This is a genomic window from Paraburkholderia sp. UCT70 (genome assembly GCF_050434085.1).
Taxonomy (GTDB): Bacteria; Pseudomonadota; Gammaproteobacteria; order Burkholderiales; family Burkholderiaceae; genus Paraburkholderia; species Paraburkholderia tuberum.
Window position 1 is genome coordinate 170,173 of sequence record NZ_JBNPVZ010000001.1, and the last position, 14,328, is coordinate 184,500.

At 60.0% G+C, this 14,328-nt stretch carries 11 protein-coding genes and 5 pseudogenes; 13 read left to right on the forward strand and 3 right to left on the reverse strand.

The genetic code is table 11. The features are described from left to right. Positions 1 to 15: 15 nt before the first annotated feature. Positions 16 to 438, forward strand: coding sequence for a hypothetical protein (locus OKW41_RS00895; RefSeq protein WP_429571216.1), 423 nt, complete (start codon positions 16 to 18; stop codon positions 436 to 438). Between the two features lie 854 nt (positions 439 to 1,292). Here the strand turns inward: OKW41_RS00895 and OKW41_RS00900 are convergent. Further along, positions 1,293 to 1,448, reverse strand: a complete 156-nt coding sequence (locus tag OKW41_RS00900; RefSeq protein ID WP_429571217.1) for a hypothetical protein — start codon at positions 1,446 to 1,448, stop codon at positions 1,293 to 1,295. Positions 1,449 to 1,697: 249 nt separating this feature from the next. On the opposite strand from OKW41_RS00900, the gene OKW41_RS00905 reads away from it, so the two are divergent. The 3 genes and pseudogenes from OKW41_RS00905 (at position 1,698) to OKW41_RS00915 (ending at position 4,731) form a co-directional block, all read left to right on the forward strand. Beyond that, positions 1,698 to 2,465, forward strand: a complete 768-nt coding sequence (locus tag OKW41_RS00905) for a methyltransferase family protein (protein WP_429571218.1) — start codon at positions 1,698 to 1,700, stop codon at positions 2,463 to 2,465. A 139-nt stretch (positions 2,466 to 2,604) separates the two neighbouring features. After that, a pseudogene (locus tag OKW41_RS00910) lies at positions 2,605 to 3,139 on the forward strand (IS5 family transposase); the annotation flags it as partial. Between the two features lie 542 nt (positions 3,140 to 3,681). Next, positions 3,682 to 4,731 (forward strand): annotated as a pseudogene (locus tag OKW41_RS00915) (IS30 family transposase). Between the two features lie 125 nt (positions 4,732 to 4,856). On the opposite strand, the gene lon reads toward OKW41_RS00915, so the two are convergent. After that, complete coding sequence (lon, locus tag OKW41_RS00920; RefSeq protein WP_429571219.1) at positions 4,857 to 7,274, reverse strand: endopeptidase La; 2,418 nt, start codon at positions 7,272 to 7,274, stop codon at positions 4,857 to 4,859. Positions 7,275 to 8,034: 760 nt separating this feature from the next. On the opposite strand from lon, the gene OKW41_RS00925 reads away from it, so the two are divergent. The 7 genes and pseudogenes from OKW41_RS00925 to OKW41_RS00955 form a co-directional block, all read left to right on the forward strand. Then, on the forward strand, positions 8,035 to 8,685 hold the full coding sequence (locus tag OKW41_RS00925; RefSeq protein WP_429571220.1) for a helix-turn-helix transcriptional regulator: 651 nt from the start codon (positions 8,035 to 8,037) through the stop codon (positions 8,683 to 8,685). Then, positions 8,606 to 8,902, forward strand: a pseudogene (locus OKW41_RS00930) (IS110 family transposase); the annotation flags it as partial. The gene OKW41_RS00925 and the pseudogene OKW41_RS00930, both read left to right, overlap by 80 nt. 91 nt (positions 8,903 to 8,993) lie before the next feature. Beyond that, the gene (locus OKW41_RS00935) at positions 8,994 to 10,238 is read left to right on the forward strand and encodes a tyrosine-type recombinase/integrase (protein WP_429571425.1); all 1,245 of its coding nucleotides are present in this window, start codon (positions 8,994 to 8,996) and stop codon (positions 10,236 to 10,238) included. A gap of 130 nt (positions 10,239 to 10,368) precedes the next feature. Then, positions 10,369 to 10,638: a DUF1488 family protein gene (locus tag OKW41_RS00940; RefSeq protein ID WP_429571221.1), complete on the forward strand. Its 270-nt coding sequence runs from the start codon at positions 10,369 to 10,371 to the stop codon at positions 10,636 to 10,638. Between the two features lie 729 nt (positions 10,639 to 11,367). Further along, entirely contained in the window at positions 11,368 to 11,676 is a 309-nt protein-coding gene (locus tag OKW41_RS00945; protein WP_429571222.1) for a type II toxin-antitoxin system RelB/DinJ family antitoxin, read from the forward strand. Beyond that, entirely contained in the window at positions 11,673 to 11,963 is a 291-nt protein-coding gene (locus OKW41_RS00950) for a type II toxin-antitoxin system RelE/ParE family toxin (protein ID WP_429571223.1), read from the forward strand. Before OKW41_RS00945 ends, OKW41_RS00950 begins: the two co-directional genes overlap by 4 nt. An 11-nt stretch (positions 11,964 to 11,974) precedes the next feature. After that, positions 11,975 to 12,175, forward strand: a pseudogene (locus tag OKW41_RS00955) (IS3 family transposase); the annotation flags it as partial. Between the two features lie 392 nt (positions 12,176 to 12,567). Here OKW41_RS00955 and OKW41_RS00960 read toward each other — a convergent pair. Next, positions 12,568 to 12,765 carry a hypothetical protein gene (locus OKW41_RS00960; protein ID WP_429571224.1) on the reverse strand — a complete coding sequence of 66 codons (198 nt, stop codon included), beginning with the start codon at positions 12,763 to 12,765 and terminating at the stop codon, positions 12,568 to 12,570. Positions 12,766 to 13,554: 789 nt separating this feature from the next. Between OKW41_RS00960 and OKW41_RS00965 the strand changes: the two genes are divergently transcribed. Both OKW41_RS00965 and OKW41_RS00970 read left to right on the forward strand, forming a co-directional pair. Beyond that, positions 13,555 to 13,752, forward strand: a complete 198-nt coding sequence (locus OKW41_RS00965; protein WP_429571225.1) for a hypothetical protein — start codon at positions 13,555 to 13,557, stop codon at positions 13,750 to 13,752. A gap of 460 nt (positions 13,753 to 14,212) precedes the next feature. Next, a pseudogene (locus OKW41_RS00970) lies at positions 14,213 to 14,323 on the forward strand (high-potential iron-sulfur protein); the annotation flags it as partial. Positions 14,324 to 14,328: the final 5 nt, after the last annotated feature.

The following is a 14,328-nucleotide window of genomic DNA, read 5'->3' on the forward strand; positions in this document are numbered from 1 at the left end:
AAGCCCGGGAAGCTGTTGGGAAACCGTTCCAGCAATTTGCTGTACCACGCCAACATCGATTCCTTGTGGCTGGAGCTGGCCGAATTGTTGGGGCTGGAGCTGGCCGTACTGTTGCGGCTGGAACTGGCCGAATTGTTGGGGCTGGAGCTGGCCGTACTGTTGCGGCTGGAGCTGGCCGAATTGTTGCGGCTGGAACTGGCCGTACTGTTGCGGCTGGAACTGGCCGTACTGTTGGGGCTGGAACTGGCCGTACTGTTGCGGCTGGAACTGGCCGTACTGTTGCGGCTGGAGCTGGCCGAATTGTTGCGGCTGGAACTGGCCGTACTGTTGCGGGTGGAGCTGGCCGAATTGTTGCGGGTGGAGCTGGCCGTACTGTTGCGGCTGGAACTGGCCGTACTGTTGCGGCTGGAGGCCATACTGCCCCCACTGCCCCGCTGATCCGCCTTGTTGCCTAAACGCCTGTGAAAGCTGAGGCGATGCCGCGAGCAGATTCATAATAAGCCCAGGAAGCTGCTGGGCAACCGTTCCAGCAATTTGCTGTGCAACGCTGCTGAAATCGCCTCCTTGGAAGGTGCCTTGCTGCTGGCTTGCTTGAAGCGGTGATGCGCTGAAAGGATTCCAGGCACTCGGATCATTCCGCATCGGGTCTACAAACATCGCTGCCATTTTTCAGTCTCCAGAGTTGCTTACTTAAGTGGACGCCAGTACTAGAGATGCGCCCACTCCGCGTTGCTAAGATTCGGCGCGGGACTCAACCTTAGGTGACCTGATAGGAGAATTCAAGAAAACTAAGGGTATCGTTATACGCAACTCATAGCCTGTGCAGAGGCATCGGGGAGAAGAAGAGACCCGATCGAAAAGCAAGGTTTTCCAGCAAAGCCACGCAACATTCACGGGCTTGTCACCAACGGCTCGCCTTCATTGCATGTGGAGGCAAATGACGAGCCCGTCATGCTCGACATGCGCACGATGCGCATCGCGTCCTCCTCCGACAAGGGAAAGAATTCTGGGAATGCTTGCCCCTCGACGGTGCGCGCATTTGTACATCCGGACAAACCCAGATGCTTGACTTCCGCTTCAAACCTCAACTGCGAATACCCCGCTTTCGCGATGGCGAACAGTTCTGCAATGGAATTTGAGACCGGTGGCTGATCTCCATTTCAGATGATGCTGGGGATTTTCGACATGCTAGAGAAGAACTGAGAGACTCTTGTGCGCTGCGCGCTGGATTCGCTCGAGGCGACGCCTGTATCGTAGGTACCGTCGTAGATGTTTGATCCGGTTGCCTGTTGTCACGTTCCAGCCTTGGAACTCGCGGTGCTGAGCGCGTCCTTCATGCGCTCAGCGGCGGCAATTTCTTCCTCTTCGGCGGTTATCGTGACCCATTGATAACCGCAAGTGCGGGACACATGATAGAAGTCGCCTGATAGCTTTTCGCTGTAGCCCATCGGACGGTCGACGGACGTGCATCGTTCGCAAGTCATTCGATCCCGGCACAGATAGCTACGTGCCGGAAGTGTCATGTCTTTCTTAACTAGGTGGTAGCCAACCTTTTGCGTTACGCATAGGGACAGGCAGTCCCCCCGCGTCAGAATACCTGTCGCCTCGAGGGTAGCTTACGGATTCTTCAGGAATCTCAAATAGAAGGCTGCAAACACCAGGACAATGCCGATGTTGACTATCAGCCGTTCCCAGAATTGATTCCTAAAGAACAGAAAATCTACACTAACGACAACGGCTATCAACATCACAACGTAAAGCACGACGGACACGTTCCTTGTCATTTCAATCACCAGTTCAAATATAACAATAGGCGCTTACCCATGGTCAGCCCTTCACTTCGCCTGCGGCGGCTTTCGCTCATAGCAGCTGGCGGCGTAAACCAAGGCATCGTGGGCTATTGCGCTGATCGGTGCATCATAATCCAGGTGTCGAGTTGGAGCGAAAAGGTGGAGGAGCGTATGGCAAGCGATGATCGCAGCGAGGAAGCGGAGACAGGCATGGTGCCGCAAGTCGCAAACCGAGGGATCATGCGGCCGCCTTTTGTCTACCTGGGAGCGATCGCCCTTGGCCTGTTGCTGCATTTCGCCTGGCCAGTGCGGCTTGTGTCTCGTACAGTGAGTGGGCCGCTCGGGAGCACTGCAGTGTTGGTCGCTGGCGTGCTGTTTTTCTGGGCTGTGCGCACGTTTCGGACCGCTGGCACGCCCGTGCCGGGGAATCGTCCCACCACCACGATCGTGCGCACAGGTCCCTATCGATACAGCCGCAATCCCATCTATCTGTCTTTCTCGCTGCTCCAGCTCGGCGTCGCATTCTGGGTCAACAGTTTTTGGCTACTGGTCACCCTCATGCCAGCGGTGGCGCTGATGTCGTTCGTGGTCATCCCGCGAGAGGAGCACTACCTGAAGAGCCGCTTCCCGTCGGAATACCCACCCTACAGGGCTTCTGTGCGTCGCTGGCTGTAGGCAGCCGCCGAGCAAGGGCATGAGCCGACGCGCAGGTTCGCGCGGCTCATGCCTAGCGTTAGGGCAACGCTGATTAAGTCCACCGATCCGGCACCTCAAGCGTTATAGGGATCGGATTGAACGAAGAAGGCGAAACAGGATGAAGCAGCAGACGCTGGCGATGGCAGCCGATCAAGGAACGGGTTTCGAGACTCACCGCAAACGCACGCGGCGCGACGAGTTTCTCGACACGATGAATGCGATCGTGCCATGGGCGCAGCTGTGCGCGGTGATCGAGCCGCATTATCCGAAGCGCGGCAATGGCCGCCCGCCAATTGGTCTTGAGCGCATGCTGCGGATCCATTTCGTGCAGCACTGGTTCAATCCGGCCGACTTCGCTTGTGAAGAGGCGCTCTACGAGAGCGCCAGCCTGCGTCGCTTTGCCGGAATTGACCTGGGTTGTGAAGCCGTACCGGACGCGACGACGCTGCTCGAATTCCGGCGCCTGCTGGAGACGCACAAACTGGGCGAGCAATTGTTTGCCGAAGTCGGGCCGGGTGCTGCAGGCCAGCGGCATCAAGCTCAAAAGCGGCACTATCGTGGACGCGACGATCATCGGCGCGCCGAGCTCGACGAAGAATGAGCAGAAGGCGCGCGACCCCGAGATGCATCAGACGCGCAAGGGTCGCCAATGGTGTGTGTCACGAACCTGAGCGCAAGCTTGGGATGCTGTACCGAAGATGGAAGTAGGTCTTCCGAAGTCGGCCTGCAGGGGCAGGCTTCAAACCGCCCGGTGCCGCTGCGTTCAAAAGGCGTGGTGGTGAGCGACTGTGGAAAAGTCACCCGTTGAAGGTGGCAGGTAAGTATTGAGAAGATGAGCAAACGCAAACCGTCCGATGACGCATCGTTATGCCCAAGGCGCTGTCGAAACTGAGGTTGACCATTGGCTTCAGGACAAATCGGGACGAGACCTGCTTACGGGCCCGATGGCAGCCGGTGTATAGGCGGCATGATCTCAATACAGGCTTTGGTACGGAACGTGAGAACCTTGTTCCAGATGCGAAGGGAAATGACAAATGGCAGAAACCATGAGGAAGAATACCGACGCTGGGCCAAGGGGCGGAGTCACCCGTAGTAGCGCGGAAGCGCCTGTAATGGGAGCGGAGCGAAGGGGTGACGTTATCCTGTGGCGCGATCAAATTTGAAGCGCAACACCTTGCTCGTGTAAGGTGTGCCAATGCAAAAAAGAAGTTACCAACAACTGCAGCCTGAAGAACGCATGACGATTGCAAGCATGAAGCAGCAGGGTTCGAGCGTTCATGTCATCGCCCGAACACTCGGGCGCGCGGCGTCAACCGTGAGCCGCGAGCTGACCAGAAACACGAGTTCTGCCGTGGGCTATGCGTCTGCACCAGCACAGGCGCTCATCACGAGCCGACGCGAGGCTGCGCGCCCGTGTCCCAAGCTGCACCCTCAAAGCGTGTCGTGGCGCGTGGTACTCACCCTGCTGGAATGGAAGTGGTCGCCCCAGCAGATCTCAGGTACCCTCAAGCGCATGTGGCCCAACGATCCGACCCAGCACGTCTCGCACGAGACCATCTACGCCCCGAAGGAAGTCCCCTTGGGGGACACCGCCATCTATGCCCAGCCACGCGGTGAGCTGCGCCGCCAGCTTATTGCCTGTCTGCGCCACGGCCACAGCACGCGTATGTCACGCAAGCGGGGCACTGACCGGCGCGGCCAGATCCCCGACATGGTGAGCATCCATGTGCGCCCGCCTGAGGTCGACGACCGAGTGATGCCCGGCCATTGGGAAGGCGACTTCATCAAGGGCGCTGGCAACCAGTCTTCCGTCGGCGTGCTGGTTGAGCGCACCAGTCGCCTGGTGCTGCTGGCGAAGATGGACGACGCCACCGCCGCCTCGGCACTGGCGGGCTTCACTGCCAAGCTGAATTCGATCGCTGCCCCTCTGCGCCAGAGCTTCACTTACGACCAGGGCAAGGAAATGACCCGCCATCAGGAGCTCAGCGCCGCCACCGGCGTGCGCGTGTACTTCTGCGATCCGCACAGCCCCTGGCAACGCGGCACCTGTGAGAACACCAACGGGCTGCTGCGTTAGTACTTGCCAAAAGGCACCGACCTCTCGATCTACAGCCAGGACGACCTCGATGCCATCGCCGACAGCCTCAACAGCCGACCGCGTGCTACGCATGCATTTCATTCGCCATTCGAGGTGTTCGAACGTATGCTCGAAACCGCTTCCATAACTTCAGCTTCCGTTCATTAACCCGCTGTTGCGCTTCACCTTTGAAACCGCCCTTTATTTCCGTTATCGTCTCATGACCTCGACACACTAAAATTCTGACACGCTCAGTCCCGCGGGCTTTTGCGCCGACGTATTCGCGCGCCAAGTCAGTGCTTGACGACTCCGGTCGCCGCCTTGTCGGTGGCTTGCTCGGCAACGGGCGCCGCCTCCGGCTCTTCCTTCAGCAGCGGCTCGGGCACACGCTCGAGCACGCACTCGAGCACCTTGTCGATCCAGCGCACCGGCACGATCTCGATCGCGTTCTTGACGTTATCGGGGATCTCAGTCAAGTCCTTGACGTTCTCTTCCGGGAGCAGCACGAGCTTGATGCCGCCGCGGTGAGCCGCGAGCAGCTTCTCCTTGAGCCCGCCGATCGGCAGGACTTCGCCGCGCAACGTGATCTCGCCCGTCATCGCCACATCGGCGCGTACGGGAATGCCCGTCAGCACCGATACCAGCGCCGTGGTCATTGCGATACCGGCCGAAGGACCATCCTTCGGCGTTGCCCCTTCAGGCACGTGAATATGGATGTCCTGCTTCTCGAACGCCTCGTCCTTGATGCCGAGGCGCCGCGAACGTGAGCGCACCACCGAGCGCGCCGCATCCACGGATTCCTTCATCACGTCGCCGAGCGAACCCGTGCGGATCACATTGCCCTTGCCCGGCATCACCGCGGCTTCGATGGTCAGCAGATCGCCGCCCACTTCCGTCCACGCGAGACCCGTGACCTGGCCCACCTGATTTTCCTTCGCGGCCAGACCGAAGTCGTACTTGCGCACGCCGAGGAACGTGTCGAGGTTGCTGCCGTCGACCTTCACCGCGCCTTCCGCCTTCTTCAGCAGCAGCATCTTCACGACCTTGCGGCAAATCTTCGAAATTTCACGCTCGAGCGAGCGGACGCCCGCTTCGCGCGTGTAGTAACGAATGATGTCGCGGATCGCAGTTTCCGTCACATCGACCTCGCCATCCTTGAGGCCGCTGTTCTTCTTCTGCTTCGGCTGCAGATAACGCTGCGCGATGCTGACCTTCTCGTCTTCCGTATAACCGGACAGACGAATCACTTCCATCCGGTCGAGCAGCGGCGGCGGAATGTTCAGCGAGTTCGACGTCGCCACGAACATCACGTCCGACAGATCGAAGTCGACCTCGACGTAGTGGTCGGCGAACGTGTGGTTCTGTTCCGGATCGAGCACTTCCAGCAGGGCCGACGACGGATCGCCGCCGAAATCCATCCCCATCTTGTCGACTTCGTCGAGCAGGAAGAGCGGATTGCGCACGCCGACCTTGGTCAGGCTTTGCAGGATCTTGCCCGGCATCGAGCCGATGTACGTGCGGCGGTGGCCACGGATCTCGGCTTCGTCACGTACGCCGCCCAATGCCATGCGCACGAACTTGCGGTTCGTCGCGCGCGCGATCGACTGGCCGAGCGAAGTCTTGCCGACGCCCGGGGGCCCCACGAGGCACAGGATCGGCGCCTTCACCTTGTCGACACGTTGCTGCACCGCGAGGTACTCGAGAATGCGTTCCTTAACCTTCTCGAGCCCGAAGTGGTCCTCATCGAGCACGCGCTCTGCGTTCGAGAGGTCGTTGTTGACCTTGCTCTTCTTGCGCCACGGCAGGCCGATCAATGTGTCGATGTAGTTGCGCACGACGGGCGCTTCGGCCGACATCGGCGACATCAGTTTGAGCTTCTTCAGCTCGGCATCGGCCTTCTTCCTGCCTTCCTTCGGCATGCGCGCGGCTTCGATCCGCTTTTCGAGCTCCTCGAGATCCGCGCCTTCCTCGCCTTCGCCAAGCTCCTTCTGGATCGCCTTGACCTGCTCGTTCAGGTAGTACTCGCGCTGGCTCTTTTCCATCTGATCCTTCACGCGCCCGCGGATGCGCTTCCCGACCTGCAGGACGTCGATCTCCGCTTCGAGCTGCGCGAGCAGATGCTCGATACGTTCGAGGACCGGGAACATTTCGAGGATGTGCTGTTTCTGGTCGAGCTTGAGCGGCAAATGCGCCGCGATCGTGTCGGCGAGACGCCCTGCCTCGTCGATACCCGACAGCGAGGTCAGGATCTCCGGCGGGATCTTCTTGTTCAGCTTCACATACTGGTCGAACTGCGACACGATCGCGCGACGCAGCGCTTCGGTTTCGGCACTGTCCGCGTGGTCGGGCTCGAGCGGCATGGCTTCGCACGAAAACTGCGTTTCCTGCTCTTCGATCGACAACGCCTTGGCGCGCTTCACCCCCTCGACGAGCACTTTCACCGTGCCGTCGGGCAGCTTCAGCATCTGCAGGATGTTAGCGATACATCCCACGTCATACATGTCCTTTTCGGTCGGCTCGTCTTGCGCCGCTGTCTTTTGTGCGACAAGCATGATCTGCTTGCTGCCCTCCATCGCCACCTCGAGCGCCTTGATCGACTTCGGCCGGCCCACGAACAGCGGGATGACCATATGCGGGAAAACCACAAAATCCCGCAACGGCAGCAGGGGGAGCGTCGTGCGCTCGGAACGAAGGAGCTGGGTTCCTGACATTTTCATTTCCGTATGAGTGGCGCATCTACCGCCAAGTGCAGTTTGGTGCTCAGTCCGCCTCGCGAACGTCCGAGCGCTGGTGGACCGTTAGCAGGCTGCAAAGCCGCTCATTCGCCGGTCATTTTGGCGAAGCACACGGACCTGCATTGGTCGGGAGCGCCATTGTTCGAGCGCGTTCATGTCAGGAGCCCCCGCGTTGATCTCCGACGGCGATGATGTTCGCGTCCATCTTCCGCAGCTCTGCCGACGTCGGATCATCTCGGCGAAGCTCGACCAAATCTCCTGCGTTCGTGCTCATCGTGGCCCTGACTGGATATAGATGCGGCTAAGGTCAACAGTCCGGCGATACACGTTCTTATTCAGCCAGGGAACGAACGTGTACTCGTCATACGCACTGCTACCGATATAAATCCAGTTATGTAGAACTCTTAACATGGCTGCCACTCAAATGAATCTACCGCCCATGGCATCAAGGTAGGCTGACGACTGAAAGAAAACAATTCTACGAACGATTGCCGCATTCATACGTGAGTATGCTTCGAGTGGCCCCGGAAGCGAGTGTTCAGCCCCAACCTGGCCGTGCGGTCGCTGGGGCGCGTATCGACGGAAAGCATTCGCGACGTTAGCTTCAGCGTGTACCTGGAAGGTCCGCCCGGACAATTCCTGGGCGGCAAGCAACTGCTCGACGCACCGCAGATACCGTCCGTCCCAACCATCCTCGCGCTGGACATGGATCAGCCATGTACTATCCGGAGTTTTCATGGCCGGATACTGTTGCTCTTTGTGCCACGCGCCCTGGTCGAAAAGGGCGTTCCCCGACGCCGCAGCCCTGCATGGCCGCCAGGTCCAAGCCGCAACCCCCGTGACGCGCTTGCTGATAGCACATCTAGTGGCGCTCAACCGACAAATCGTCGGCCTGAGCAAAGACGAGGCATATCAGTCTTTTCTCACCGCGGTCGAACTGCTGGCCGCGGCGTTCAGCCGACAAGCGGGCCTATCCGGTAACGCCCGCGCTGCGGTGCGCGCCGCTGCGTACGGACAAGTGCGGCGCTATGTCGAGGCCAGTCTGCACGACCCGGATTTGTCGCCTGACAGCGTGTTGGCGTCGCTCCATTTATCGCGCGCCAGCGTGTACCGCCTATTCGAGCATGAAGGCGGCCTGGCCGCTTATATCGCCAGTCGCAGGCTGCGAATGGCGGCTGATGAACTGGTCCGCTTTCCTCATCTCGAAGTGCAGGACATTGCCGCGGGGCTTGGTTTCAACAGTGCGTCGAGTTTTACGCGTGCATTCCGTCGCGCCTTCGATAGCGCGCCGCGGGATCTGCACGGGTACCGCACTCGTCAACCGCCTGCGTGGCGAACTGTTCGAGTTCGGCGTGTTCCTTCCACAAGGCATCGACGCGTTCCGTGACCACTTCGTCGAGGCACTGGAGGACGGGACAACAGAGCTGGACGGTATCGCACGCACCGCGCTCCTCGCAGGCTGGCATCATATCCAAGCCCTCGACGAGCAGATCGCGTGGTGTGACTCGCAGATTGCCGCGCGGGTCAAACATGACGCCAACGCGCAACGCCTCATGGCCATCGTTGGTATCGGGCCGCTCACCGCGTCGGCCGCCGTCGCGAGCAAAGAGCGCAGCGGCTCTAATGTTGAAAACTGCCACGCAGGACCGTCTGCCATTGCGCGCCTCGACCCGCTTCCCGGAAAGGCTCACCCTCATGTCGAATCCGGCCGCCCGCAGCGGCGTCGCGCTGCAACCCGCTCCGCTCGAAACGCTCGCTATCCCTGCGGCGCTTGACGGTCGCACGGGATCGAACCGCGCGATCGGCGGCCACGCGCAGATTGCCGCGGCAAATGACCTGGAGGCAATACAGGCATGGCTCGCGCGCTTTGCCGACAAGCCGGCGACCTTCGACAGCTACCGCAAGGAAGCCGAGCGGCTGCTGCTCTGGTCGCTGGTGCAGCCAGGCAAACCGCTGTCGTCACTCACCCACGAGGACCTTGTCCGCTATCAGCGCTTTCTCGCAGACCCGCAGCCCGCCGCAACATGGGTCTCGGGCAGGGGTCGCAAGCATCCGCGCGGCGACGCGCGCTGGCGGCCTTTCTACGGCCCACTGTCGCCTGCCAGCACCCGGCAGGCGATGGTCATCCTGAACGTGCTGTTTTCATGGCTGGTGCAGGCGGGGTATCTGGCCGGCAACCCGCTCGCGCTCTCGCGCCAGCGGGCGCGGCATGCCGCGCCGCGCATTACCCGCTATCTCGAACCCGGGCTGTGGCAGGAGGTGAAGGACACCATCGCGTCGATGCCACAGGACACCGCGCGCGCCCGCGCGCACTATCACCGCGTGCGCTGGCTCTTTACGCTGCTGTATCTGGGCGGCCTGCGCATCGCCGAGGTCGGGGGCAACACCATGGGTCAGTTCTTCGTGCGGCGCGATGCCGATGGCGCGATGCGCTGGTGGCTGAGCGTCCACGGCAAGGGCGACAGGGAACGGCTGGTGCCGGCGACGCGCGAACTGATGACCGAACTCACGCGCTACCGGCAATCGTTCGGGATGACGGCCCTGCCCTCACCCGGTGAGGCTACGCCGCTCGTGCTTCCTATTGGCCGGACTTCAGAAGCCAGGACGAAGCTCGCCCACGAACGCGCTGACGGCCGATCACCCGAGCCGCTCACGCGGGCCGCGCTGCACGCGATCGTGAAAAACGTGTTTGCAGGCGCCGCCGACCGGCTGCGTGAACGCGGCGCAGAATTCCTGTCACGCGCAGACCTGCTCCAGGCGGCGTCTGCTCACTGGCTGCGACATACTGCCGGTTCGCACATGGCCGACCAGAAGGTCGATCTGCGCCTCGTGCGCGATAACCTCGGGCATGCGTCGCTGACCACCACCAGCGTGTATCTTCATGCTGACGACGATCGCCGCCATGATGAGACCGATGAGAAACACCGCATCGGCTGGTGAGGCCGGTGACTGTTCGTATTGCGCATGTCAGCGCCCCGGCGCAGTACAGGACAGCCGTCCCATATTCAGATTGCATCGCCTGTGCAAAAATGCCCTTAACGCTCCCTGAAGCGTCGGCCCCTGACCGCCTATGGAACTCCTCGACCTTGAACCGCAAGTGCTCGCGAATCGCCGCGGAGTGGCCTTCGGCCTCCCCCATCAGAACAGCACGGTTGGATGCGTCATCACCATCCGGGCGCTGGAAGCCTGCTTCTGGCTTGAACCGCAGGCCAGCGACGCGCGGATCCTGAAGACATTTCGTGACGGTTACAGCCGCATCCGGGCCATCGCCGAACGGAAGCTGCTCGCCCATCCGGCCACCACGCTTGAACTGACACCGACCGACTTCGTGCGTCGCTGATCACCAGACGGCAGGCGAATGCGCACGAGACGCGGTGCTCAGGTGGCGCCCAGATCCGCGCTTCGTGCGCGGGCGGGAGAACAAGGAGCGGCGCAGCCTCGCTGCGCACTTCCTCTCTAATGGTGCACGGGGCCCTGGCTGCCCATTTTCCTGTTAGCGGGGTGATGGCGAAGCCGGACAGGAACGCTCGCGCGCCAGACTGTTAGTTGCGTGGATCGCCATATGGATATGCCCCTTTCTTCATGAAAAAGCGAAGGTATGAAAGTCGGGGCTATCCGACCCTTCGTTTACGGACGCTACGGAAGAGGGTGCAAAAGCGGCGCCGAGACGGTAACCCCCGTCTATGCTTGCCACCGGTTCCCGAACTGCCGCAAGCATCGCCCCGGCCACCAGCGGAAAAGTCGTGGCCACCGTTCGTGCCTCAACAATATGTGTTTCCCGCGCAGCTGACGACACCATCCGGCCCCGCATTCAATATCCTGGGGCCGCCCGGCAGTGACCCACTTACAAACTGCCTGTTTTGCGGAGACGACCCGCGAGAGGATGCGCCCACCGTCGACGACTTTGACCGGATGCGCGAATTGCCTGGGATCGTGGATTGAGCCATTTTTCCAGGACCGCGCGGTCTCTCCAGCGGCCAAGTCCGAAAAGCACAAACCCAATAGTACCCGCGTGTAATTCGAATGAATTACAATGTGAAGTCTGAAGCTACACGTAGGAGTAATCGCCATGGCTGCGACTGCATTAGTGCAAACACGCATCGACCCGGCGCTGAAAGAGCGCGCGGCCGCGGTGCTCGACAACATGGGACTGACTGTCTCGGATGCCGTGCGAATCCTCCTGACGCGCGTTGCCAACGAAGGTGCGTTGCCGTTCGCCTTCGCGACCGACCCGGCCGTACATGACGCCTGGTTCCGCGCGAAGGTGCAGCAAGCATTGGACGACCCGCGCCCCGCTACCCCGGACCATGAAGTTGAAGCCCATTTCGCCAGGCGCCGCGCCGCGGCCCATCGCAAAGCCGGCGAAGGTGACGCGTGAGGCTTGAATGGTCCGCTTTCGCAATAGAGGATCGGGACGCGATTTTTGATTACATCGAAGAGGACAGTCCATATGCGGCCGTCGCCGTTGATGATCGGATTCGTGTGCAAGTGAGGCAGCTACTGCAGTTTCCCGAGACTGGCCGTCCGGGGCGCATCGAAGGTACTCGCGAACTGGTTATAAGCCGGACACCATATATCGCGGCCTATCGGATCACCGGAGAAACAGTGCGCATCCTGCGGGTGTTGCACGGCGCGCAGCTATGGCCTGATGAGATGTTGGATTAACCATAAAGATCGGCGGGTACAAGGCCGAACTGATTCATCGGCGCGCTCCGTGGAAAACTCGAGAATCTATCGAGCTGGCTACGCTGGAATGGGTCGCGTGGTTCAACCATCATCGGCTGATGGAACCTCTCGGCTATATCCCGCCCGCTGAAGCTGAGGCAAACTACTACCGGCAATTCAGCAATACCATCGCTGTGCCGGCATCAACTTAAACCAACCAGCCTTCACGTTTCCCAGGGCGCGTCAATGTCGGGGCGAACCATCTTGCTGCCTTCCCCTTCCCTGCATCTCCGTCAATGCGCCGGTCAATCTCAATTCCTAGAAGCGTGTCAGTCCGAGACGGGCTGCGGCACAAAGACCGGAACGTCGCGTTGCCATGGACCAACGCCCTCGACGTCTCAGAGTCACCGGCAGCATGTGCTTCCATGGCCGGTCACACCCCATGCTTGCACCGCTCGACGATTGTACGATCAAACCTCGTTAAAAAACCTGCCGCTCGCGTCGCGACTCAAGCCTCGGGGCGCTCATGTCAACAACCCCGATCAGGCTCCGTATAAGCGACCGGCAGCGCAATCCCGGATGACAGAAGGCTGGCGAACATCGCTCAGTGTTTTCGGGCAACGGCCTGAAGCACCGAATCGCCGTCGCGGGCGAGAAGGGGACGCTGGCGTCCGGATGCCAGCTGTTCGAGTGCGATCAGCTGTCGTTCCAGCAGGGTGTCAAGTTCGGTGCGGTTCAGATCGATCTGGTCGGGCGCGTCCTTGACCAGCATCAGGGTGGCGAATTCATGGGGGCTCAGCATGCCTGTCTCTCACATTTTCTGGATTATCGTTGCCGGAAGCAAAAAATTACCGCTACCGCGCCAAATAACAACGGTATTCAGTTCTTTTATTCCGGTATTGCGAATTCAGTAATCTGTTCCCAACGCCGGGACGGCTATCCTAATCTGAAATTTGCACGTAACAGATGAATATAATCCATGGATGTTGTTCATTGATAGTCTTGAATTCATCAGATGATATGTCGATGCCACGCAATCGTTTAAAGCGCCATTCGGTCCTGCGCTGGCAGTCCGTGAGACGGACATTGTGCAGATGCCCTTGCGTTTGAAGAAGGATGTCGTCGAGTACAGGACGAAGGCGAGAACCCGCGAACGCTCACGCAATCGGAATTAAGTAATCGAATTCATAATTTGTGCCATTGATTTAATCTTTTATTCCATCGGCGCGCATTGAATATTACTGCAATGGTCATACGCATGAATAGATCGCAAACGAAAAATTCATGAAAAGTAAGGCTGAGATGAGAAGCCCGGCTGACACCGCGACGCACGACATTGAGACCCAGCGCAGTCCTGGTCGGGTATCTTCCAATAATCCTGGAACGGTTACACGAGAGAGGTCATTCTTCGCCCTATTGGATGGTACTACTTCCCCTAAATCCGCGCGCAGCGCCCGCTCGTGAAGACGCGCGAGTATCAGGCATGCAAATTGCGGAAATTCTAATAACCGGTCGAGGTGCAACAGGCCCGCAGGTCGCAGCATTCCGTTCACCGGAAGCCGGGTTGCAGCCAGACCAGGAGGAATCTGCGATGAAACTAACTGCGAGACATCTTGTAATTGCGGCATCGGTCGTGCTGCTGACGATGGGCGCATCTGGATGCAAGCGGGCGGACAACAGTAGCGAGACCAGCGGCGCAGCGGCGGGCAGCAGCGGCACGATGGTTAATCCGGCAGCGACCGGAGCGATGGGCGCAAGCGGCCCGGCGGCAGCATCGGGCACCAAGTAACGGAAAACACGATAGCCCGCACATGGTGCCCGCAAGTGAGCGGGTATCAAATTGGTAGAGGAAGCCAGCGGGAGCGACACCTCAGGAACATCGCAGCTCCCGATGAGCCTGTACTGAGGAGATTCATCGTGGAGTCTACGGTCCACTATTGGTCAGGCCAGATCCTGCAGGGACCGATCGGCTCCTCCCGCCCTGATCGGCCAGAGGACTGATGTCATGCCTGAAACCGTCGGTTCCGCTGTGGAAAAGGACTCCAGTCACGTCACTCACCCGTCGTCGTTTCGTGATACTTACCGCTTCCGTTTGCTTCAGCGACGGTCTTTCCCGACGCGTCGCAAGCGACGCCACAGTGCCCCCTGAAAAATGATCCGACGCCGCCGTCGCTTGGCTACAGGATGGACGCCGCGAAGTAGACAAGGCAAAGTTTCCCAGGTACCAGACCGGGCAGACGTGCGCAAATTGTCAGTTCTATCGGGGCAAGCCCGGCGCCGGGACCGGTCCGTGTCCGATCTACGGTGGGAAGCTGGTCTATGCGAAGGGATGGTGTAATGCTTACGTGAAAAAGGCTTGACGAAA

Bases quoted from the DNA above. Each gene is read 5' to 3' on its own strand.
- OKW41_RS00900 (WP_429571217.1), bottom strand. From the start codon at position 1,448: ATGGGCTACAGCGAAAAGCTATCAGGCGACTTCTATCATGTGTCCCGC.
- lon (WP_429571219.1), bottom strand. From the start codon at position 7,274: ATGTCAGGAACCCAGCTCCTTCGTTCCGAGCGCACGACGCTCCCCCTG.
- OKW41_RS00925 (WP_429571220.1), top strand. From the start codon at position 8,035: ATGGCCGGATACTGTTGCTCTTTGTGCCACGCGCCCTGGTCGAAAAGG.
- OKW41_RS00935 (WP_429571425.1), top strand. From the start codon at position 8,994: ATGTCGAATCCGGCCGCCCGCAGCGGCGTCGCGCTGCAACCCGCTCCG.
- OKW41_RS00940 (WP_429571221.1), top strand. From the start codon at position 10,369: ATGGAACTCCTCGACCTTGAACCGCAAGTGCTCGCGAATCGCCGCGGA.
- OKW41_RS00945 (WP_429571222.1), top strand. From the start codon at position 11,368: ATGGCTGCGACTGCATTAGTGCAAACACGCATCGACCCGGCGCTGAAA.
- OKW41_RS00960 (WP_429571224.1), bottom strand. From the start codon at position 12,765: ATGCTGAGCCCCCATGAATTCGCCACCCTGATGCTGGTCAAGGACGCG.
- OKW41_RS00965 (WP_429571225.1), top strand. From the start codon at position 13,555: ATGAAACTAACTGCGAGACATCTTGTAATTGCGGCATCGGTCGTGCTG.